At 68.3% G+C, this 21215-nt stretch carries 16 protein-coding genes; 5 read left to right on the top strand and 11 right to left on the bottom strand.

The window, feature by feature from the left end; translation table 11 throughout:
- The first annotated feature begins 44 nt into the window (after positions 1 to 44).
- Positions 45 to 599: a PEPxxWA-CTERM sorting domain-containing protein gene (locus tag KZX46_RS13845; RefSeq protein ID WP_219774484.1), complete on the top strand. Its 555-nt coding sequence runs from the start codon at positions 45 to 47 to the stop codon at positions 597 to 599.
- Positions 600 to 849: 250 nt separating this feature from the next.
- On the opposite strand, the gene KZX46_RS13840 is transcribed toward KZX46_RS13845, so the two are convergent.
- Positions 850 to 2049, bottom strand: coding sequence for an MFS transporter (locus tag KZX46_RS13840; protein WP_219774483.1), 1200 nt, complete (start codon positions 2047 to 2049; stop codon positions 850 to 852).
- The gene (locus KZX46_RS13835; RefSeq protein ID WP_219774482.1) at positions 2046 to 2927 is read right to left on the bottom strand and encodes a type 1 glutamine amidotransferase; all 882 of its coding nucleotides are present in this window, start codon (positions 2925 to 2927) and stop codon (positions 2046 to 2048) included. Before KZX46_RS13835 ends, KZX46_RS13840 begins: the two co-directional genes overlap by 4 nt.
- Before the next feature lie 193 nt (positions 2928 to 3120).
- On the opposite strand from KZX46_RS13835, the gene KZX46_RS13830 reads away from it, so the two are divergent.
- Positions 3121 to 4512, top strand: a complete 1392-nt coding sequence (locus KZX46_RS13830) for a M20/M25/M40 family metallo-hydrolase (protein ID WP_219774481.1) — start codon at positions 3121 to 3123, stop codon at positions 4510 to 4512.
- Positions 4513 to 4532: 20 nt separating this feature from the next.
- Positions 4533 to 5240, top strand: a complete 708-nt coding sequence (locus tag KZX46_RS13825; protein WP_219774480.1) for a glutamine amidotransferase — start codon at positions 4533 to 4535, stop codon at positions 5238 to 5240.
- Between the two features lie 114 nt (positions 5241 to 5354).
- Here the strand turns inward: KZX46_RS13825 and KZX46_RS13820 are convergent, their stop codons facing one another.
- From KZX46_RS13820 to KZX46_RS13810, 3 genes are read right to left on the bottom strand one after another with little or no spacing between them, the layout of a single operon-like run.
- Positions 5355 to 7682 carry a GH92 family glycosyl hydrolase gene (locus tag KZX46_RS13820; RefSeq protein ID WP_219774479.1) on the bottom strand — a complete coding sequence of 776 codons (2328 nt, stop codon included), beginning with the start codon at positions 7680 to 7682 and terminating at the stop codon, positions 5355 to 5357.
- 43 nt (positions 7683 to 7725) lie between these two features.
- On the bottom strand, positions 7726 to 8802 hold the full coding sequence (dinB, locus tag KZX46_RS13815; RefSeq protein WP_219774478.1) for a DNA polymerase IV: 1077 nt from the start codon (positions 8800 to 8802) through the stop codon (positions 7726 to 7728).
- 23 nt (positions 8803 to 8825) lie between these two features.
- Positions 8826 to 9263, bottom strand: coding sequence for a DoxX family protein (locus KZX46_RS13810; RefSeq protein WP_219774477.1), 438 nt, complete (start codon positions 9261 to 9263; stop codon positions 8826 to 8828).
- An 81-nt stretch (positions 9264 to 9344) separates the two neighbouring features.
- Here KZX46_RS13810 and KZX46_RS13805 point away from each other — a divergent pair, with 81 nt between their 5' ends.
- Both KZX46_RS13805 and KZX46_RS13800 read left to right on the top strand, forming a co-directional pair.
- On the top strand, positions 9345 to 10904 hold the full coding sequence (locus KZX46_RS13805; protein WP_219774476.1) for a GMC oxidoreductase: 1560 nt from the start codon (positions 9345 to 9347) through the stop codon (positions 10902 to 10904).
- Position 10905: 1 nt separating this feature from the next.
- A complete protein-coding gene (locus KZX46_RS13800) occupies positions 10906 to 11646 on the top strand; it encodes a VOC family protein (protein WP_219774475.1) in 741 nt (246 codons plus the stop codon).
- A 15-nt stretch (positions 11647 to 11661) separates the two neighbouring features.
- Here the strand turns inward: KZX46_RS13800 and nagE are convergent, their stop codons facing one another.
- The 6 genes from nagE to KZX46_RS13770 are packed head-to-tail and all read right to left on the bottom strand — an operon-like array spanning position 11662 to position 21033.
- Positions 11662 to 13401, bottom strand: coding sequence for an N-acetylglucosamine-specific PTS transporter subunit IIBC (gene nagE, locus KZX46_RS13795; RefSeq protein WP_219774474.1), 1740 nt, complete (start codon positions 13399 to 13401; stop codon positions 11662 to 11664).
- Positions 13398 to 15878, bottom strand: a complete 2481-nt coding sequence (ptsP, locus tag KZX46_RS13790) for a phosphoenolpyruvate--protein phosphotransferase (RefSeq protein ID WP_219774473.1) — start codon at positions 15876 to 15878, stop codon at positions 13398 to 13400. Before ptsP ends, nagE begins: the two co-directional genes overlap by 4 nt.
- Positions 15875 to 18124 (bottom strand): family 20 glycosylhydrolase, encoded by a 2250-nt coding sequence (locus KZX46_RS13785; RefSeq protein ID WP_219774472.1) that lies wholly within the window; start codon positions 18122 to 18124, stop codon positions 15875 to 15877. The genes ptsP and KZX46_RS13785 overlap by 4 nt, the downstream gene beginning before the upstream one ends.
- Positions 18117 to 19253: an N-acetylglucosamine-6-phosphate deacetylase gene (gene nagA, locus KZX46_RS13780; RefSeq protein ID WP_219774471.1), complete on the bottom strand. Its 1137-nt coding sequence runs from the start codon at positions 19251 to 19253 to the stop codon at positions 18117 to 18119. Before nagA ends, KZX46_RS13785 begins: the two co-directional genes overlap by 8 nt.
- Positions 19250 to 20302, bottom strand: a complete 1053-nt coding sequence (locus KZX46_RS13775; RefSeq protein ID WP_219774470.1) for an SIS domain-containing protein — start codon at positions 20300 to 20302, stop codon at positions 19250 to 19252. The genes nagA and KZX46_RS13775 overlap by 4 nt, the downstream gene beginning before the upstream one ends.
- Positions 20299 to 21033, bottom strand: a complete 735-nt coding sequence (locus KZX46_RS13770) for a GntR family transcriptional regulator (RefSeq protein WP_219777012.1) — start codon at positions 21031 to 21033, stop codon at positions 20299 to 20301. Before KZX46_RS13770 ends, KZX46_RS13775 begins: the two co-directional genes overlap by 4 nt.
- Positions 21034 to 21215 lie beyond the last annotated feature (182 nt).

Below are 21215 nucleotides of genomic sequence, written 5' to 3'. Positions count from 1 at the left end.
CGATTAAAGTCGCGACGGGGGTAGATTTCAATTGGAGGGTGTCGATGACCGTTAAACTCGTAACCGCCTGCGGCGCTTTGGCAATGGCAGCGATTTTGGCGGCGACGCCCGCGGCAGCAGCGACGACGTTTGTACTGAACAATACCAATGGCGGCGACGGTTATGTCACCGGTGACTCGACGAATTTCGATCTCTTCGGCTCAGACAATAAGACCGGAGGCAACATCACCGGCTACACCGGACTTGCAACGGCGACGCAGGGCTATAAGGCGACATATACCTACACGACGAACGACCTTGCCGGCTCGTTCTACGATCCCGCCGGATATTACATCAACGGCGCATTTAAGCAGCTCTCGCCAGAGAAGGCCCCGAACGGCACTTCGGTAAGCGGCGTCCTTCGCTTCCGGGTGCACGCAGGTGATACCTACGGCTTCTACGTCGCCTCCGACGGTGAATTTGGTCGCGCCAATATCGCTACGGCGATTGCGTCCGATGTTCCGGAAGCCTCGACGTGGGTCATGCTGGTTGCTGGGTTCGGTATCGTGGGCGCCACGCTCCGCCGCCGTAATGGCGCTGCGCTAACGGCCGCCGCATAAGCGATTACTTGGCGGGGCCAGCGCGTTCGGAAAAGTCTGGCCACGCGACGACAAAGCATCGATAGATCGGCCGGTTCTTCGCCAACGAAGAGCCGGCCGATCGTGTATCGAGCACCACCCTTTGCTAACCGGCGCGTCGCCTGAGCATTGGTCGTCGCGCGTTACATCGATCTTTGCTTTCGCAGCGTGAACAGTTCAGCCGAAGCTCCGCCTGCCCGCCGCGCTGCCGGGCGTCATCGACCTGCGCGGGTCAGCGGTCCTTGGGAAATGCGATCAGTTGCGTCAGCAGACCGGCGCATGCAAAGGCTGCACCGATTACCGAAACAGCGGTCCAACCGCCCCGCTGCCACGCCAGCGTCGCTGCCGCCGATCCAGCGGCTCCACCAACGAACATCGCCCCCATGAAAATCGTGTTTATCCGCGCCCGCGCCTCAGGACGAAGCGCGTAGATGATGTGCTGGTTCGACACGAGCGCGCTCTGCACCCCGAAATCGAGAACGACGACGCCGGCGATCATACCCGCAATCGATGCCCAAAAGCCGAAGATCGCCCAGCCGGTCAGTGTCAGCGCGGCGCCGAGCAGGATCACCGGGCGCGGGCCGCGCCGGTCGGCGATGCGCCCCGCGATCGGGGCAGCCAGCACGCCGACCGCGCCGACGACACCGAACAGCCCGGCGACCTGCGCACCGAGGCCGAAGGGCGGCTGTTGCAACCGCAGCGCGAGGATCGTCCAAAACGCGCTGAACGCGGCGAACAGGCAGCCTTGCGTGATCGCCGCGCGGCGCAGCGAGCCGAACTCGCGCCACAACCCGCCGAGCGAGCGAATCAGCCCGGCGTAGCTGAGGCCGCCGTCGGGCTCGCTCCGCGGCAGCAGCAGCGCCATCATCGCCGCCGCCCCGAGCGCCAGCGGCACGCCGAGCCAGAACATCACCCGCCATCCCGCATGGTCCGCAACGAAGCCCGCGAGCGTCCGGCTGAGCAGGATGCCGCACAACAGCCCCGCCATCACCGTGCCGACCGTCGCGCCGCGACGTTCGGGCGGCGACAGATGCGCGGCGAGCGGCACGATCTGCTGCGCCACTGTCGCCGCGATGCCGACGAAGATCGACGCGATCACGACCGAAGCAGCATTGGGCGCGATCGCCGTCAGCGCCAGCGCGACCGCGAGCGCGATGAACTGGAGCACGATTAGCCGCTTGCGCTCGATCAGGTCACCAAGCGGCACCAGCAGGAACAGGCCAAGGGCATAGCCGATCTGCGTTGCGGTCGGGACGAAGGTGATCGCCGCCCCCGGCAGATCGCGCTCGATCACTCCCAGCATCGGCTGGTTGTAATAGATATTCGCGACCGCCAGACCCGCCGCCGCCGCCATGCCGAAGGTCAAGGCGCGACCGAGCGGCGCGACCGGTGATCGCGAAACCTCGCTCGGTGCAACGGTCTGGACCGTCATACGACTTCGTCGACGCGGCTTTGACTGCGGTTCTCAGTCGGCGTGAGCGACGGCAGGTTCGCGAGGAAATTGCTTAGCTCAGTCCGTCGCAGCTTCTCCTCGGCAAGCTGCGCGTCGACCCCCAGCATCCAGCGCAGCGAGCGACGACCCGGATCGCGGTGAAGCGCGGTCAGTTGGTCGGCGCGCAGATTCACATCGTCGGCATTGTCAGCCAGCCCCGCCTCGACGAGGCTGTCAACTTGACGGCGCAGCGCCACGGCGATCTCGCCGAGCGCGAGTTCGGGATGATATTGGACGCCCCAGAACACACCGCCGTCGTGGCGGATCTCGGCAGCCTGGACGCGTGTGACGCCATTGCTCGCGAGCAGGACCGCGCCTTCCGGCAAGGCCTCGACCTCGTCGCCGTGGATCGCCGCTGCATCCCAGCTCGCTGCCCGGCCCTTGAGCAGCGGGTGATCTCGGCCCGCCTCGGTTGCCGTGATCCGCCGCGCAATTCCCGCCTCCATCCGCTCCGGCATTTCGCGAACCTTGCCCCCGGCGGCCACGACCGCAAGCTGGAGCCCGGCGCACGATCCGAACGACGGCGTTCCCGAGGCGAACACCGACCGCATGAACGCAATTTGGCGGCGCACCTCCGGCGTGTCGTCGTAGACATGGATCGGCGACCCCGTGACAAAAACGGCGTCGAACGTCCGAAGGTCGCTCGCGTCATACTCGACGGCATCGGCATCGGCGGGCGCGACGATCGCGATCGAGCACCCGGGCTGGATCTGCTCGAGCGTGGCGGCGTAGGTTTCACCCGCGCTCTTTCCGGCCGCGCGCCGGCGCTCATCGCGCTCCTCACGGGTCTCGCTCTCGGCGACGAGAAAATTCTGCACGACTGATCCTTGGATTTGGCGCGGCGTGAACGCGTCGAACGCAATTTGGCCCCGCCGCCGAGCGTATGAACGCTCGAGCGCCTGCGACGCAACCGCCCGAATGTCGCAAGTCGCAGCGGCAATTGCAGGTCATCTGTTGTCCCGCACGACGGACTCGCGTCTAATTGGGGCTTAATCGTGTGGAGCCAGACAGATGCGATCGACGGTGATAACCGGACTAGTGGCGGCGATGCTCGCGACGAGTGCCATGGCGGTCCCGCCGGCGCACCCGCAGGCCGAGACACAGGCGCTCGACCTCGCCAAGTCGGCGATCTCGCTCCGCTCGGTGCGCGGGCCGGGTAACAAGACCAACGAGGTCGCCGCGCTCTACAAGAAAGCGCTCGTCGCCGGCGGCTTTCGCGATAGCGACGTCGAGATCACTCCGGTCGATGACACCAGCTACCTGATCGCGACGTGGCCGGGTTCCGACCCCAAGCTCAAGCCGCTCGTCATCTCGGGGCACATGGACGTCGTCGAGGCGATCCCCGCCGACTGGAAGCGCGACCCGTTCACCCCCGTCGTCGAGAACGGCTACCTCTACGGCCGCGGCGCGAGCGACATGAAGCTCGACGGCACCATTGCTATCGCGTCGCTGATCGAACTGCGCCGCGAAGGCTATCGCCCGCGCCGGACGATCGTCATCGAATTCTCCGGCGACGAGGAAACGGTGATGAAGACCTCGGGCATCATCGCCGAGAAACTGTCGAACGCCGACCTCGTCCTCAACATCGACGGCGGCGGTGGCGCGCTCGACGAGACGACCGGCAAACCGCTCTACTGGACGTGGAATGGAGCCGAGAAGACCTATGCTGACTTCGAGCTGACCGTGACCAACCCCGGCGGTCACTCGTCGACGCCCCGCCCCGACAATGCGATCGTCCAGCTATCACAGGCGCTTGTCCGCATCGGTGCGTATCATTTCAAGCCCGAGGTCAGCGACCTGACCCGCGCCTATTTCGTCGAGGCGGCGAAGTACGCGGCCCCGGCGACCGGCGCGGCGATGCGCGCGTTCGCCGCCAATCCTGCCGACCCCGCCGCGATCGCGACGCTGACCGCCGACCCCGAGACCGTCGGCTCGATCGGAACGACGTGCGTCGCGACGATGATCAATGGCGGCCACGCGCTCAACGCACTGCCACAGCGCGCCACGGCGAACATCAACTGCCGCATCTTCCCCGGCCATAAGCCCGCCGACATCATGGCGGAGTTGTCGCGGGTCGCCGCCGAGCCCGTCGTCCAGTTCAAGGACGTCAGCGAGGGGTCGGTCGCCAGCGCCGCCTCGCCGATGCGCGCCGACTTCATCGGCGCGGTGACGCGCGGTCTCAACACGGTCTATCCGGGCGTGCCCGTCTTCCCGAGCCAGGCATCGGGAGCAAGCGACAGCATGTGGTTCCGCTATCACCACGTCGACAGCTACGGTGCTAGTCCATTATTTCTCAAGGGCTCGGACGACTTTGCTCATGGTCTGAACGAGCGCGAGCCGGTCGCGAACATCGCGCCGGCGATCACGTATTATTTGTCGGTGTTCAAGGACCTGTCGAAATGATGCGGCTTGGCTGACGGGCGATGAAGAGCTGCCTCGCCCTCCGCCACCTCGATTTCGAGGACCTCGGCGTGCTCGCCGCCCCGATCGAGGCGCGGGGTTACACGATCCGCTATGTCGACGTGCCGATTGAAGGGCTTCGCCCCGAAGACGCGCTCGACACCGATTTGCTCGTCGTCCTCGGCGGCCCGATGAATGTCGATCAGGTCGATCTCTACCCGTGGCTGGCGAGCGAACGGGCGGCGATCACCCGGCGACTGGCGGCGGGACGCCCGGCCCTCGGTATCTGCCTCGGCGCGCAGCTGATCGCGCAGGCGCTCGGCGCGAGTGTCGGCCGCGCGCCGAAGTTCGAGATCGGTTGGATCCCGATGACGCTGAGCGATGCGGGCCGCGCCTCGCCGATCGCCGTCCTCGAAGGCCTGCCGGTGCTGCACTGGCACGGCTACGCCTTCGATCTTCCCGCCGGAGCCGTCAGCCTCGCATCGACCCCGCTGTGCCCGCAACAGGCGTTCACGATCAGCGACACCGTCCTCGCGCTCCAGTTCCATCCCGAGGTCGACCCGGTCGAGTTCGAGAATTGGCTGGAGGGCAATGCCGAGGACCTGCCGGGGCACGGGATCGGGCCCGAGGCACTGCGGCTCGAAACGGCGAAGCACGGTCCGCCAACTGCGGCGGCGGCACGGGTAATGATCGATACGTGGCTTGGGGGACTCGATAAGTCAGCGGTCTAGCTGATTATGTGATGCTCACGTTAAACCGTCATCCCCGCGAAGGCGGGGACCCATCACCCCAATCGTTCGTGGTGATGGGTCCCCGCCTTCGCGGGGATGACGGCTTATGCAATATCACTCCGCCTTCGCGGTCGCCGCTGAGGTCACCAGCGACATCGAGAATGGTCGCGCGGCGACGCCACTTCCCCACGACTTGTCAGGCACCGGCCCCATGACGAAGTGCAACTCACCCCCCGCCCGAACCTCGGCGTCGGTAATATAGCTCCGTGCCAGCGGCGCTCCATTCAAGGTCACGCTCGCGACGTAGCGGTTCGCCGCCGACACTCCATCGGCGCGGACGACGAAGCGCTTCCCGTCGGGCAGGGTCAGCGTCGCCGCATCGACGAACGGCCGCCCGATGACATATTGGTTCGATCCCGGCGCGACCGGGTAGAAGCCGAGCGCGGTGAACACCAGCCATGCCGACATCTGGCCGAGGTCGTCGTTGCCGGCGAGGCCATCGGGGGTCGGCTTGTATTGCGACGCGACGATCTGCGCGAGCCGCGCCTGCGTCCGCCACGGCGCGCCAGCAAAATCATACAGGTAGGCGACGTGGTGGCTCGGCTCGTTGCCGTGGATATACTGGCCGATCATCCCGGAGATGTCCTCCGAATGGCTATAGTCGACCTTCGAGGTGTCGAAGTCGAACATAGCGTCGAGCTTGGCGACCGCCTTGGCGTCGCCGCCTAGGACCGCGATCAGCCCCGCCTCGTCCTGCGGCACGAACCAGCTATATTGCCACGCATTGCCCTCGGTGTAATCCGAGCCATAGTCGATCGCCGCCGGATCGAACGGCGTGCGGAAGGCACCGGTCGACAGCCGGGCGCGGAGCCACCCGGTCTTGGCATCGAAGCTGTTCCGCCAGTTCGCGGCGCGCTTGTCGAAGCGGTCGGCAATGTCCAACCGCCCCATCGCACGCGCCATCCGCGCGATCGACCAGTCGTCATAGGCATATTCGACCGTCTTCGACGCCGCCTCGGGCTCCTTGTCGATCGGGACATATCCCCGCGCCATATATTCGCCGAGCCCGCCGTACGGCGCATAGGTCGCGCTCGCGACCATCGCATCGAGCGCGGCGTCGGCGTCGAAGCCGCGCAGGCCCTTGAGATAGGCGTCGGCGATCACCGGGGCGGCGTGATAGCCGATCATCGTCCACGTCTCGCGTCCGGCGAACTGCCAGATGGGCAGGATGCCGAACGGGCTAACCTCGCGGCTGGCGACAAGCGAATCAATGACATCGACGGTCGTGCTTGCAGGCTGGATCAGGGTCAGCAGCGGATGCTCGGCGCGGAACGTATCCCACAGCGAGAAGGTCGAGCGGAAGGTGAAGCCCGTCGCCTGGTGGACCTGATCGTCGGGCCCGCGATACCGCCCGTCGGCATCGCTCCACACGCTCGGCGCGAGCAGGGCGTGATACAGCGCGGTATACAGGCTCGTCCGCATCGGTGCCGGGGCATCGATCTGGACGGCACCGAGCGCGGTCGCCCATGCCGCCGTCGTCCGCGCACGGACCGCGTCGAAGTCGCCCGGTTCGGCGAGGTTCGCCACCGCCGCCGCCTCGTCGACCCCCGACAGCGCGACCTTGACCTCGAGCGGTTTCGCCAGCACGCCGAAGTCGAGCCGCGCCTCGAGCGCGCGCCCGAGCTTCTCGGCGACGTCGTCGCTCCCCCGCCCTGGCCCCTGAAAGCCCTTGTACGCGATACTGGCCTCGCGATCGACGAAGGCGTGGCCGGTCAGCGGAGCCGAAAAGCGCATCGCGAAATACAGCTTGCGACCGGGAGCCCAGCCGCGCGTCTCGCGGAACCCAGTCACCGTGCCGTCGGGTCGAAGGTGCAGCCCCGACCACAGGATCTTGCCCGGGTAATTATACAGCGACGATCGCAGGTCGATGACGAGGTGCGCGGGGACGGCGGGGAACGTGTAGCGATGGACGCCGATCCGCGTTCCCGCGGTCAGTTCGGCGCGGACCCCGCTGTCGGCCAGCGTCACCGCATAATAGCCGGGGTGCGCGACCTCCGTCGCGTGGCTGAAACGCGAACGATACCCCGAGTTGGGTTTCTTCGGGTCACCGGGGTCGAGCTTCACCGATGCTCCGACCTCCGGCATGACGAGGATATCGCCGAGGTCGGAATGCCCTGCGCCTGAGAAATGCGTGTGGCTGAACCCCTCGATCGTCGGATCCTCGTAGCGATAGCCGGCGGCGTGGCCGTAGCACGCTCGGATTTCACAACTCGTGTCGGTGTCGGGCGACAATTGGACCATGCCGAACGGCGCGGTCGCCCCGGGGAAGGTGTGGCCCTCGCCGCCGGTCCCGATCATCGGATCGACCGCATCGACTGGCGACGGGACGGGCTGTGCCGCCAGCGCGGCGGGGATCAGCGTCGTGAGAAGGAGCCAGCGCATTGCTCTTGATAGGCGGGCGGCAGGGCCGGGTGCAAAGCGTATCTCAGCCGTCGGGGAACAGCAGCCCGGGTGCCGGCGGCCCGCTCTCCGGTCCGATCAGTCCCGATAACGTCAGGCCCAGCAGCCGGATGCCGAGGTCGACCGGGAGCAGCGCACGCAGCAAATTCGTGCCCACGGCAGCAACCTCGGCGCGGTGAGTGAGCGGCGCTGTGCGGGTCTGTGTGCGGCTGACGATTTTGAAGTCGGCGAACTTGACCTTGAGCGTCAGCGACCGCCCCGTCGCGCCGCTGCGCTCGATCCGCCGCCACGCTGCATCGATCACCGGCTCGAGCGCGGCGATCAGGTCGGCGGCATCGATCAGGTCGCGGTCGAAGGTCCGCTCGGCCCCGACCGACTTCAGCGGGCGGTCGGGTCGCACTGGGCGATCATCCTCGCCATGAGCCGCACGGTGGAAGTAATTGGCGCTGCTGCCGAAATGGCGGGTCAAGGCGTCGAGCGCGAAGTCGCGCAGGTCGGCCCCGGAGACGATGCCGAGCGCCGCCATCTTTGCGGCCGTCACCGGACCGACGCCGTGGAAGCGGTTGACCGGGAGCGCGGCGACGAACGCCGGGCCCTGCGCTGGTTTGATCACGCACAGGCCGTCGGGCTTGTTCTGGTCCGAAGCGAGCTTGGCGATGAACTTGTTGTAGCTCACCCCCGCCGATGCGGTAAGCCCGGTAACCTCACGAATTCGCACACGAATCTCTGCGGCAATAGCGGTTGCCGAGCCGATTCCGCGGGCATCGTCGGTGACGTCGAGATACGCCTCGTCGAGCGACAGCGGTTCGATCAGGTCGGTATAATCGGCGAAGATCGCGCGGATCTGGTTCGACACCTCGCGATAGACGTCGGACCGCGGCAGCACGAAAATCAGCCCCGGACAGCGCCTTAGCGCGGTTACCGAAGCCATCGCCGAACGCACGCCGAAGGTCCGCGCTTCGTAGCTCGCCGCCGCGACGACGCCGCGCGCCTCGGCGCTGCCGACCGCGACCGGCTTCCCGCGCAGCGCCGGATCGTCGCGCTGTTCGACCGAGGCGTAGAACGCATCCATGTCGATGTGGATGATCTTGCGGGTGGTCATTGCCGATCGATGTGCGGTCTCGACTACGCCGGTCCGAGCAAACCAAGCGACGGCCCACTGCCCGCTAGCGCCACCAGCAGCAGCCCACCGACGATGCAGAAGTTCTTGAGAAACTGCCAGAAATGTTCGCGCGCCGGGCTGGCATCGTCGGGGCCGAACAGTCCCGGGAACGCCCAAAACGGGTGGTACATCACCGCCGTCACCGCGCAGAACGCCGCGAGCAGCAGCGCCGCCGGCCGGTCCCACGCATGGCCGACGATCATGATCGGGGTGACGAACTCGATTGCGATCGCCGCCACGACCATCCCCACCGCGACAATCGGCGGACCCGGGATGCGCGCCGACCGTGTCTGCGCCATGCACGCGCGCCAGCGTACGACCTTGTCGACCGCGCTCGGCGGGAACATGCTGACAAGACAGACGCGGGCGACGGTATCGACCACTGTCGCTGAGACAATCATGCACTCTCCGGATCGACGTGGCTGCGATAGCGTTCAACGCGCCGCGGGGCCATGGTTCCGGACCTAGAATGGGAATGCGCGATGAGCAACGACTGGGACGTCATCATCATCGGTTCGGGCCCCGGCGGCGGGACGATGGCGCTCGAACTCGCGGCGACCGGCAAGCGCATCCTGCTCCTCGAACGCGGCGATTATCTCAAGCGCGAGCGCGCCAACTGGTCGAGCCAGGCGGTTTTCGTCGACGGCAAATACCAGTGCCCCGACGTCTGGAGCGACCGCGCAGGGAACGAGTTCCATCCAGGGCTTCACTATGTCGTCGGCGGGAATTCAAAGGTTTACGGCGGTTCGCTCTACCGGCTTCGCGAGCGCGACTTCGGCGCGCTCCAGCATGAAGAGGGCGTTTCGCCCGCGTGGGAGGTCGGCTATGACGTGTTCGAGCCTTATTACACCCGCGCCGAGACGCTGTTCCACGTTCACGGCTTGCGCGGCGCCGACCCGACCGAGCCGTGGGCAAGCGCCCCCTACCCGCACCCGCCGGTCCGCCACGAACCGCGTATCCAGGAGCTCAACGACAGCCTGACGCGGATTGGCCACCATCCCTACCCCCAGCCGTTGGCGATCCTGCTCGACGAGGACGAGCATGGCGCCAAGCCGTACAGCCCGTGCATTCGCTGCGATGCTTTCGACGGCTTTCCGTGCCTGACCAACGGCAAGGCCGACGCGCAGGTCATCGCCGTCGACCCCGCGATCGCCCACGCCAACGTCACGATGCTGACGGGAGCCTATGTCGAGCGCCTCGAAACCGACGCCGCGGGCCGGACCGTTACCGCGGTCCATGTCACCCGCGCCGGCGTGGCAGAAGTGTACCGCGCCGACCTGATCGTCGTGGCCTGCGGGGCTTTGTCGTCGGCGCTGCTGATGCTGCGGTCGGCGTCCGATACCCACCCGAATGGTCTCGCCAACGGCAGCGGCCTCGTCGGGCGCAACTACATGCGTCACAATAATTCGGCGTTCATGGCGGTCAGCCTCGCGCCGAACGACACCGTCTTCCAGAAGACGCTGGCGCTGTCGGACTTCTATTTCGGGGCCGACGACTACGAGTTTCCGCTCGGCGAGATCCAGATGATCGGCAAAAGTCACGGCGATCAGGTCAAGGCCGAAGCGCTGCCCGCGCTGCTGTCGTGGTTCCCCGACCGCCCGTTCGAGGAGCTCGCGCGCCACAGCCTCGACTTCTGGGTGATGACCGAGGACCTGCCGCGCCCCGAGAACCGCATTGCCTACCGCGACGGCAAGGTCGTGCTCGACGTCGTCCCGACCGGTGACAAGCCGCACCGGATGTTGCGCCACAAGCTCGAAGGGCTGTTGTCGAAGATCGATGCGCACCCGCACCTGCTCCCCCGTTCTCTATACCTCGGCAAGGACGTCGCGATCGGCGGGACCGCGCATCAGGCCGGGACGATGGTGTTCGGGTCGGACCCGGCGACGTCGGTGCTCGACCTCGACTGCCGGGCGCACGAGGTCGACAATCTGTATTGTGTCGATGCGGGCTTCTTCCCGTCGATCGGAGCGGTCAACCCGACGCTGACGATCATCGCCAACGCGATGCGCGTGGCGGATCATCTCAAGGCGCGGCTGGGGTAAGATGGACGAGCTTCGCATCGCCGGCATCGGCCTTAACGTCGCTAGCGTCGAGCGCGCGACGGCGTTCTATGCTGCGCTCGGCTTCACGGAGGTCGGCCCAGGCGAAATGGTCTTTGGCCACGCGCGTCTCGAATTAGCGACGGCCACCGGCGCGGCCTACCCCGAACCCCGCGCGGCGAACGATCCGTGGTTCCAGCATTTCGCCGTCGCGGTCGCCGACATCGAGGCTGCCGCCGCTGCGGTCCTCGCCGCCGGAGCGACGCCGATCTCGCGCGGCGGGCCGCAGTTGCTGCCGCCGAACACCGGCTCGGTCACTGCCTACAAGTTTCGCGACCCCGACGGGCATGCGCTCGAACTGTCGTTGATCCCGGGCAGCGGGTGGCTGCGTGACGCCAAGCCGGGCGCAATGTTCCTTGGCGTCGACCACACTGCGATCGCGGTCGCCGACCTCGTCGCAAGCCAGAGCTGGTACGAAGCGCGTGGCTTTCGCGAGACCGGCCGGTCGCGGAATACCGGTCCGGAACAGGACCGGCTTGATGGCCTCGACGGCGTTGTCGTCGACATCGTCGCCCTCGCGCCGGAGCGAAGCGGACCGCATCTCGAACTCTTGTGCTATCAAACGCCGAAACCCGCTCCGCCGCAAAGCATCGGAGATCATGACGTTGCGGCGACCAAAACCATTGCTGCAGGTGGAAAGTCCGAGATCGACCCTGACGGACATCGGATCGTATCGGAGTCGTAATTTACGCGGCGCGGCTCAAGGCCTTAGCGCGGCCTCGATTTGCGCCGCAAGCGATCCAGCGTCGGGCCCGGCGATCACATGCCACGTTAGCGGGCGGGTCAAGACGAGCATCCGCGCGACGAGCGCAGCAGTGGTGGCATCGACCCGCTGATCGTCGCGCACGACGACGACCAGTCTGCTCGATACCGCCTTCACCGTGGCAATATTGGTCGCGCCGCCCAGTGCAGCGATCAATGCGTCGGCCTCTGGGCTTGGCCTGGGCACCGGCGCGTGAGGTTCAACTAGCTTAGGCATGGGCAACAGCGGCCCGGCGTCGACATGCTCGCGCATCTCGCGCGCGAGGCTATCGGCGATCGGGCCGACGACGACCTGAAGGGCGTCCGCCGATGGCCTGATTACGCCGCGTGCGCCGAGCCGCCTGAGCGCTGCCTCGTCGACCGTCGCTTGGTCGCGGACGACCAGCCGCAGCCGCGTCGTGCAGGCATCGATGCTGACGAGATTGCCCTGCCCCCCGAGCGCGGCGAGCATCTGCGCGGCGCGGTCACCCGCAATCGGTGCGGCCATCGGCGCGGCGTCGACCGTGTCGCGGCCGGGCGTCTTGAGGTCGAAGCGGACGATGACCCAGCGGAACAGGGCGTAATAGACCGCCGCGTAGACCAGCCCTACGGGCACGAGGAGCAACGGCCGTGTCGCCTTGCCGAAATTGAGGACATAGTCGAGCAACCCCGCCGAAAAGCCAAAGCCGAGTTTCACCCCAAGCGCGTCCATCACCACCATCGCGACGCCGGTCAGCACCGCGTGGATCACGAACAGCGCGGGGGCGAGGAACATGAAGGTGAATTCGATCGGCTCGGTGACGCCGGTCAGCATCGCGGTCAGCGCGAGCGACAGCAGCAGCCCGCCGACCCCGGCGCGGCGCGCGGGCGAGGCGGCGTGGTACATCGCGAGGCACGCGGCGGGGAGGCCGAAGATCATCACCGGGAAGAAGCCCGCCATGAACGACCCCGCCGCCGGGTCGCCCGCGAAGAAGCGGTTGAGGTCGCCCGTCGCGCCGTGGAAATTGCCGAGGATGAACCAGACGATGTTGTTGAGGATGTGGTGCAGCCCCGTCACCAGCAGCAGCCGGTTGAGCAGGCCGTAGGCGAACAGTCCGGCGGGACCGGCAGCGGCGACGCCGTAGCTCAGCGCGTCGATCGCGTGGTCGAGCAGCGAGAAGCCCGCGCCGAAGATGAGCGCCAGCACGATCCCCGCCAGCCCGCTGACGATCGGCACGAAGCGCCGCCCGCCGAAAAACGCGAGATATTCCGGCAGCTTGATCGCGCCGAAGCGGTTGTAGAACTGCCCGCCGATGACCCCCGACAGGATGCCGAGCGGGACGCTGAGCTTGGCGATCGCGCCCACCCGGAACGCGGCCTCGGCGAGCGGGCGCGCTTTATCGGCCATCCCGGCAACGGCGTCGGGCGGCACCGCAATTAGCGCCTCGGCGCCGTTGGTCGCGACGAGGAAGCAGACGACTCCGGCCAGCCCGGCCGCGCCGTTGCCGTCGCGGGCGAAGCCGACCGCGACGCCGATTGCGAACAACAGCCCGAGGTTCTTGAAGATCGCGTCGCCCGCCGCGGCGACGAAACCGATATCGAGCAGTTCGGGCTGGCCGAGACGCAGCAGGATACCCGCTATCGGCAGCACCGCGATCGGCAGCATCAGCGCGCGGCCGAGCTTCTGGAGCCCGGCGGCGGAAAAGCGCGGGAGTTTCATCGCGACGCCGCGACGAGGGCGCGAACCGCCGCCGCCGAGTCGCACGCCAACGCCGCATGCGCGAGCGCGGTGCATGCTTCACGAGTCAGCGTTCGCACCATCGCCTTGACCTCGGGGACCATCGCCGGGACCGCCGACAACTCGGTAACGCCGAACCCGATCAGGATCGCCGACGCGGCGAGGTCGGAAGCGAGGCCGCCGCACACTCCCACCGGGCGGGCGTGGCGCGCGGCACCCTCGCAGGTCTGCGCGATCAGGCGGAGGATCGCGGGGTGCAGCGCGTCGATGCCGCTCGCGACCGCCGGATTGCCGCGGTCCATCGCCAGGGTATATTGCGCGAGATCGTTGGTGCCGATCGCGAAGAAGTCGGCGTAAGTCGCGAGAAGATCAGCGGTTACTGCTGCCGCTGGAGTCTCGATCATCACGCCGAGCTCGACGCGCCCGAGTCCTCGCTCTGTGGCGAGTGCGTCGACGATGGCACGGACGGCGATGAGCTCGGCGACGCTGGCGATCATCGGCAGCAGGATGCGCGGCTGCGGCCGCACCGCGAGGATCGCGCGCAACTGGTCTTCGAGCATTTGCGGGCGCGCTAACCCGACACGAATGCCGCGCAGGCCGAGCGCGGGGTTCTCCTCGGGCGGCAGCGCGAGATACGGCGCGGGCTTGTCGCCGCCGATGTCGAGGGTGCGGACAATCAGCGGGCGATCGCCGAGCGCATCGACGATGCACTGGTAATGGCGGGTCTGCTCGGCGACGTCGGGCGGCGTCGCGCGGTCGAGGAACAGCAGTTCGGTGCGGAGCAGGCCGCACCCCTCGGCCCCGGCGGCGACCGCGGCATGGGCATCGGCGAGGCTGCCGAGGTTGGCGAACACCTCGATGCGCGCGCCGTCGGCCATGCGGCAATCGTCGGCCGAGGCGGCGCGGGCGCGCGTGCGGGCATCGGCGCGTTGCTCGACGCGGGCGGCGGCGGCGGCGAGCGCCGCTTCCGAAGGGTCGATCGCGAGGCTCGCGGCGTCGGCATCGAGGATCATGCGCGTGCCATCCGCGATGCCGAGGACGCCTTCCCCCGCCGCGACGATCATTGGAATGTTCAAGGACGCGGCGATGATCGCGACATGCGAGGTCGGGCCGCCGTTCGGCAATACGATCCCGGCGAGCCGCGCCGGATCGAGCGCCATCAGTTGCGACGGGAGCAAGTCGACCGCGCACACGATCGCGTTCTCGGGCAGTTCGGGCGGCTTCGCGTCGGCCCCTCTCAGCGCGGCGACGACCTGCGCCTCGAGGTCGCGGAGGTCGTCGGCGCGTCCGGCGATCCGCGCATCGGCGACTCCGCCGAGCGCCGCGATCGCCGGGGCGAGCGCGGCGCGCCACGCTGCCGCAGCGGAGGCCCCCCGGGCGAGCGCGGCACCGGCAGCGGTCGAGACCGCAGGGTCGTCGAGCAGGTCGAGGTGAGCAACCGCGATCGTCGCGATCGTCCCGCCGCCCGCCGCGTGGCTGGTCAGGTTCGCGCGGACGGTGGCGATGGCGTCGGCGAGGCGCTCGGTCTCGACCGCAACCCCCTTGCCGGGCGCGTCGGCGACGATCGCCGCCGACGCCAACCGAAAGGCGACACCGATCGCCAGCCCCGGTGCAGCGCGCACACCGCGGAGCGTGCCGTCCTTGACCGGGACCGGCGCAACGGGAACCGGTACGCGCCGCTCAGGAGCAGCTGCCCCCTCCCCGCGCTCGATCAGCGCTGAGATCGCGGCAACGGCCGCTTCGGCATCGACCCCGGTCGCGCTGATGTCGACCGCCGCGCCGTGAACCAGCCCGAGAGTCATCACCGCGACGCTGCTCCGCGCATCGGCGCGGCGATCGGCGATGCTCAGTTCGGTCGTCGCGGCAAAACCTCGCGCCGCCGTCGCAATCGCCGCTGCCGGGCGCGCGTGGATGCCGTGCGCTGCCGCGACGAGGGCGCGCCGCATTGCCGTCGGGCCGTCGGCGAGGACGGCGACGGACGCGTCGCCGCAGGGGGTGAGGTCCATCAGCCACGCGCCGACCGCGACGGCGCCCGCCTCGCGTCGCGCGCTGATCGTGAACGCGTCGCCGTTGGTGACGACGATCGGCGACAACAGGCTCGTCGCGCGGGCGGCGAGCACGTCGAGGTCGAAGCCGAGCAGGACGTCGCCCGCCGCGACGCGCGCACCATCGGCGACATGGACGGTGAACCCCGCGCCGCCGAGCGCGACGGTGTCGATGCCGACGTGGAGGAGCAGTTCGGCCCCGGCGTCGGTGCGCAGCGTCACCGCATGGCGGGTCGGGGACACCGCGATGATCGTGCCCGCGCACGGCGCGTGGAGCGTCGTCGCGGTCGGGTCGATCGCGACGCCGTCACCGATCAGGCGGTCGGCGAAGACCGCGTCGGGGGCCTCGTCCAGCGGGCCGAGCCAGCCCGCGAGCGGGGCGACGAGCGCGAAGGCGGTCACGTCGGCGGTCATTGGGCCGCCTCGAGCCGCACCCAGCCGAGCACATGCAACGGGTCTGGCGCTCGCCCGGTCATCGCGAAGCACAGGTCGTGAGTTCCCTTCGCTGCGAGCGGAGCGGTCATTGGCGTCACGATCCCCGCGCGAACACTCGCGAGCGGCAGCGTCGCCACCACCGGTCCGGTGCACGAATCGAGCCGAACGACGAGCTCACCGGAAGGCGTCGCTGCCGGCCGCAACGTCACCGTCTTGATGTCGTCGCCGAGCTGGAAATTGAACGGGAGCACCGCGACCCCAGCCGAAATCGCCGTCACCCCGTCGAGATCGGCCGCCGGCCACAGCCAGCACGTGTCCATGATGTCGGCGAGGAACGGGCCGCCGGGGCCGACGAGATTGATGACGACCCGGTCGGTACACGGCCGAAGTTCCTGGCTGATGCGATAGCGGAGCGCCGCCGCCGCCGTGAAGCTGCGCTCTGCGACGCTCGATACGCGCAGCGCGCCTGCATAGGTCGCAGCGCGGACCGTGGTCCCCATCGGCACCGCGATCGGCTCGGCGGCGACGGTCGATGTGGCGGTCGGCTCGCTGCCGTCGGCCGTATAGCGAATGGTGCCGAGCCCGGTCTGGCTGCTCAGCCGCACCCGGACGCTATCGCCGTCGCGCCGTCCGCGGATCGCGACCCCGATCGCGCCCTCGTCGGCGTCGAGCCCCAGTGCGCGGTAGCGAGCGAATTGCGCAGGCAGGCGCGACTCGAAGTTCGCCCAGTCGCGCAACGGCGCGGCGGTCCAGCCGCTCTCCGCGACCGCCGCCGCGCGGGGCAGCGCCATCCGCTCGACGTTCGCTTCGGTCGCCATGTGCTCGGTCCAGATGTTCGCCTGGAGGCCGATGATGTGCGCGCGCTCGGCGTCGGTCAGCGGCACCGTCGCCGACCCCTTCGGCAGCGTCGGATCGCCGGGGTCGTAGGCATAGACGTCGGCGAGCGAGATGACCGTGCCGCGGCCGATCGGATGCGACGTCAACGCGCTCTGGCGGTTGTCAAAATAGAGCGTCGGCGCGGTCGCCATGACGACGTCGTGCCCCGCTCTCGCCGCATTGAGAGCGCCGTCGGCGCCGTGCCACGACAGGACCGTGTCATCGACCGGCAGGCCGCCGCCGTCGAGGATCTCGTCCCAGCCACTCAGTCGCCGCCCGCGCGCATTGAGATACGTGCCGATGCGGCGGACAAACCACGCCTGCAACGCGGTCTCGTCGGCAAGGCCCAATGCGTGCATCCGCGCCTCTGTCGCGGGGTCGGCGTGCCACTGCGTCTTGACCGCCTCGTCGCCGCCGATCGCGATGACCTTGCTCGGGAACAGGTCGACGACCTCGCCGAGGATCGTTGTCAGGAAGGCGAAGGTCGCGTCGTCGGTCCGATAGATCGACGGGAAAACGCCCCAGTCGCCCTGCGCCGCGGCGTCGACCCCGGCGAAACCGACCTTCGGATAGGCGCGGATCGCGGCGAGGGGGTGGCCCGGCATCTCGATCTCGGGGACGATCGTGACGTTGCGCTCGGCGGCATAGGCGACGATCGCGCGGACCTCGGCCTGAGTGTAGAAGCCGCCGTAATGCTTGCCGTCGCGCCCGACGCGATACCCGCCGACTGCAGTCAGCCGGGGGTAATGCTTGATCTCGAGCCGCCAACCCTGATCGTCGGTCAGGTGCCACTGGAGCGTGTTGAGCTTGTGCAGCGCCATCCAGTCGATCATGCGCCGGATGAACGCGGGCGACTGGTAATGCCGCGCACTGTCGAGCAGCAGCCCGCGCCAGGCGAAGCGCGGGGCGTCGACGATCGTCAGCGGCGCGAGGTCGACCGGCCCGGTCGCAAATTGGTTGGCGGCGGTGGCGAGCTGCCACAGGGTGATCGCGCCGTACAACAGCCCGGCATCGGATGCGCCTGTGATCGTCGCGCGATGATCGGCAATGGTCAGGCGGTACGCCTCGCTGCCGCCGGTGACGTCGCCGCGAACGAAGACGATGCTGTCATGTCCGCCCACTGTCGCAGTCTTGCCGCGTCGGGCTTCAAGCAGGGTCGTTAGCCGCGCCGCCGCGCGGGACGCACCGGCGTCGCCCGGGGAGACGACGATTGCGGTCACGGGGTCGATCCGGACCCCGGCACCGGTTCCGGCGACGACCGAAAGCGGGCGCGGAATGACGTCGACTGTCGTTGCGGCGAGCGGCGTCGCCAGCAGCGCGACCAGCGCGGCGGCGGCGCGGCTAAGCATTGGCGACTCCGCCGATCCACGTTTCGAGGACGTTGAGACCATCGTCGAGCAGGACGAAATCGGCGCGCAGCCCGGGCGCGATCCGCCCGGTGTCCTCGTCGAGGCCAAGGAACGCCGCCGGGTTGGCGCTCGCCATGCGCGACGCGTCGCGGAGGTCGAGCCCGAGCAGGTCGACGCAATTCCGCACCGCGGTCGCCATGTCGAGGTCGGACCCCGCGAGCCTTCCCTCGGCGTCGAAACACGCGCCGTCGCGGACCTCGATCGTCTTGCCCTGGAGGTCGAACGCGACGCGGTTGCCGCCGACGCACGGCATCGCGTCGGTGACGAGCATGAAGCGGTCGAGCGGGCGGCTGCGCAGCGCGACCTTGAGGACCGCCGGGTGGACGTGCTTGCCGTCGACGATGATCCCGCAATACGCTCCGCTCAGCAGCGCCGCGCCGACCACGCCCGGAGCGCGGCTCGTCATCGGCGACATCGCGTTGAACAGATGGGTGATGCCGGTGACGCCGGCGCTCAGCGCGGCCTCCATCTCGGCGAAGGTGGCGTTGGTATGCCCCGCGGCGAGCGTCAGCCCCGCGGTGACCAGCGCGCCGATCGCGGCGGTGCCGGCCATTTCAGGGGCGAGCGTGACGAGGACGCGGCCCGCGCCGGGCGCTGTCAGGACGTCGAAGCCGGCGGCATCGAGGCGGCGGAAGTGATCGGCGTCGTGGATGCCGCTACGTTCGTCGCTGAGGAACGGCCCCTCGATGTGCGCGCCGAGGACGCCCGGGACCCCCGCCGCGATCGCCGCGCGCATCGCCGTGAGTGCTTCGGCGACGATGCTGAGGTCGTCGCTGATCAGCGTCGGCAGGAAGCCGGTCGTGCCGGTCCGGCGGTGGGCCGCGCCGATTCGCGCGATCGTCGCGACGCTCGGGTCGGCGTTGAACAGTGCGTCGCCGCCGCCGTTGACCTGCGTGTCGATGAAGCCGGGCAGCAGCATGTTGCCGCCGAGGTCGACCCGCGCGGCGGTGGAGTCGATCTCCCCCGGGCGGCCGATGGCGACGATCCGCCCGCCCTCCACGAGCACTTCGCCGTCGCCGAGCCCGGCGTCGGTCATGATCCGGCCGTTGGTGAAAAGCTGTTCGGTCACAGGGTCTTGGTGACCTTCGCGAGGAAATCGGGGCGGTCGGCGTCGAAGCCGCGGCGGCGCGCGAGGTTGTCGACGAGGCGGTACAGGCTCTGCGCCTGGATGATCGGGCGGAGCAGCGGATGGCAGTCGACGACGGGCAGCGCGATCGTGCCCCGAAGGTCGGCTCCCCCCGCGACGATGACCGGCGCCCCTTGCGCGACGAACGCCGTGACCGCCGCCTCGACCCCGGCGCGACCGGCGTCGTCGGGCATCAGCGCGAACACTGGAAACCCCGGTCCGGCGAGCGTCATCGGGCCGTGGCGCACCTCGGCCGAACTGAAAGCCTCGGCGTGGAGGCCGCAGGTTTCCTTGAATTTGAGCGCCGCCTCTTGCGCGACGCCGAGCGCGGGCCCGCGTGAGACGACATAGAGGTGTTCGGCGGATTCGAGCACCGGCAACGCCGCGCTCCAGTCGCTCGCCCACGCCGCGTCGAGGCGCGCCGGGAGCGTCGCCACCGCATCGGCCAGCGCCGCATCTTCCGCCCATGCGGCAACGAGTTGCGCCATGACCGCGAGCGTCCCAATGAAGGATTTTGTCGCGGCGACGCTGGTTTCGAGACCCGCCGCGACGGGGATAACCACCGCCGCCTGCTTCGCCAGAGGTGACGCCTCGTCGTTGACGATCGCGACGACGAGCGCGCCCGCGGCTTCGGCGGCGGCAGCGGCGGCGAGCAGGTCGGGACTATGCCCCGACTGCGAGACGACGAGGCACAAGGTATCGGCCATCGCCGGACGCGCGCGATAGACCGACGCAATCGACGGCGGCATCGATGCGGTCAGGATTTCGAGCCGCGTTTCGATCAAATAGCGCGCGTAGGTTGCCGCGTTGTCCGAACTCCCCCGCGCGATCGTGACGACCGCACGCGGCGGCGAGGCGCGGAGGCGAGCAGCGAGCGCGGCGACGACGGGTGCATTGCGCTCCAAGGCAGCCGCGACCCACGCAGCGGCCTCAGCCGCTTCGCGGAACATCGCCGTCGTCTTCGTCAAGGTCGGTGCGGACGTCACGGTCATGGCATGCCGATGTTGAGTTCGGCGACGAAGTCGTAGCTGTCGCCGCGGTAATAGGACTGGGTGATTTCGACCGTGATGCCGTCGGCGCGAAACCCGCGGCGCTCGATCAGCAGCCCGGGAGCGCCCGCGTCGAGCGTCAGCAGCCCCGCCTGCTCGGGCGTGAAGAGCACCGCGCGCAGACGCTGCAACGCCCGCACCGGACAATTGCCGGTCGCCTCGAGCGCTTCGTATAGCGACGTCCCGACAGCCTCGACCGATGTCAGGCAGAACGCCGGGACGGTCGATACCTCGAGCGCCATCGGTGCGTCGTCGGCGTAGCGGATGCGGTTGAAGCGATAGACCGGGCTGCCCGGGCCGAGGCCGAGCGTCATCGACTCCTCGGGGGTGACGGTACCTTCGGCGCGCGCCAGCCAGACGCTGCGCGGGATGCGGCCGCGCGAGACCATGTCCTCCGAGAAGGACGAGAGCTTCGAAAAGCTTTTCTCGATCCGCGCCGCGATGAAGGTCCCCGCTCCCTGCCGCCGCGTGACGAGGCCTTCCTCGACCAGCGCGTCGATCGCCTTGCGCACGGTGATCCGCGAGATGCCGAAATCCTGCGCGATGTCGCGCTCGGCGGGCAGCGCCTCGTCGGTCCGCAGGCGCTTGTCGGCGATTGCATCGCGCAGCGCCCGGTGCAGCCGCTGATACAGCGGGCCGTTGGTCTGCCGATCCAGCCTGCCGATAACGTCCATCAGCCCCACGCAATCGTCCCCAAAATCAAAGCCTGCCCCGGTTATGCACACCCGGCCGGACAGTGCATACCACCGAATAATTGGTATTAGAAAGATATGATTTTGGACTTGCGTTTAGTGACAGGATTATGTCAACTTCAGATCAACACTCGGCGAATGGGCAAGGTCCCGGGCATAGACCC

The sequence above is a fragment of the Polymorphobacter sp. PAMC 29334 genome (assembly GCF_019431245.1).
Classification (GTDB): Bacteria; Pseudomonadota; Alphaproteobacteria; order Sphingomonadales; family Sphingomonadaceae; genus Polymorphobacter_B; species Polymorphobacter_B megasporae.
Note: the sequence above shows the minus strand (reverse complement) of the source record. Positions and strands in the feature narration are given on the sequence as shown.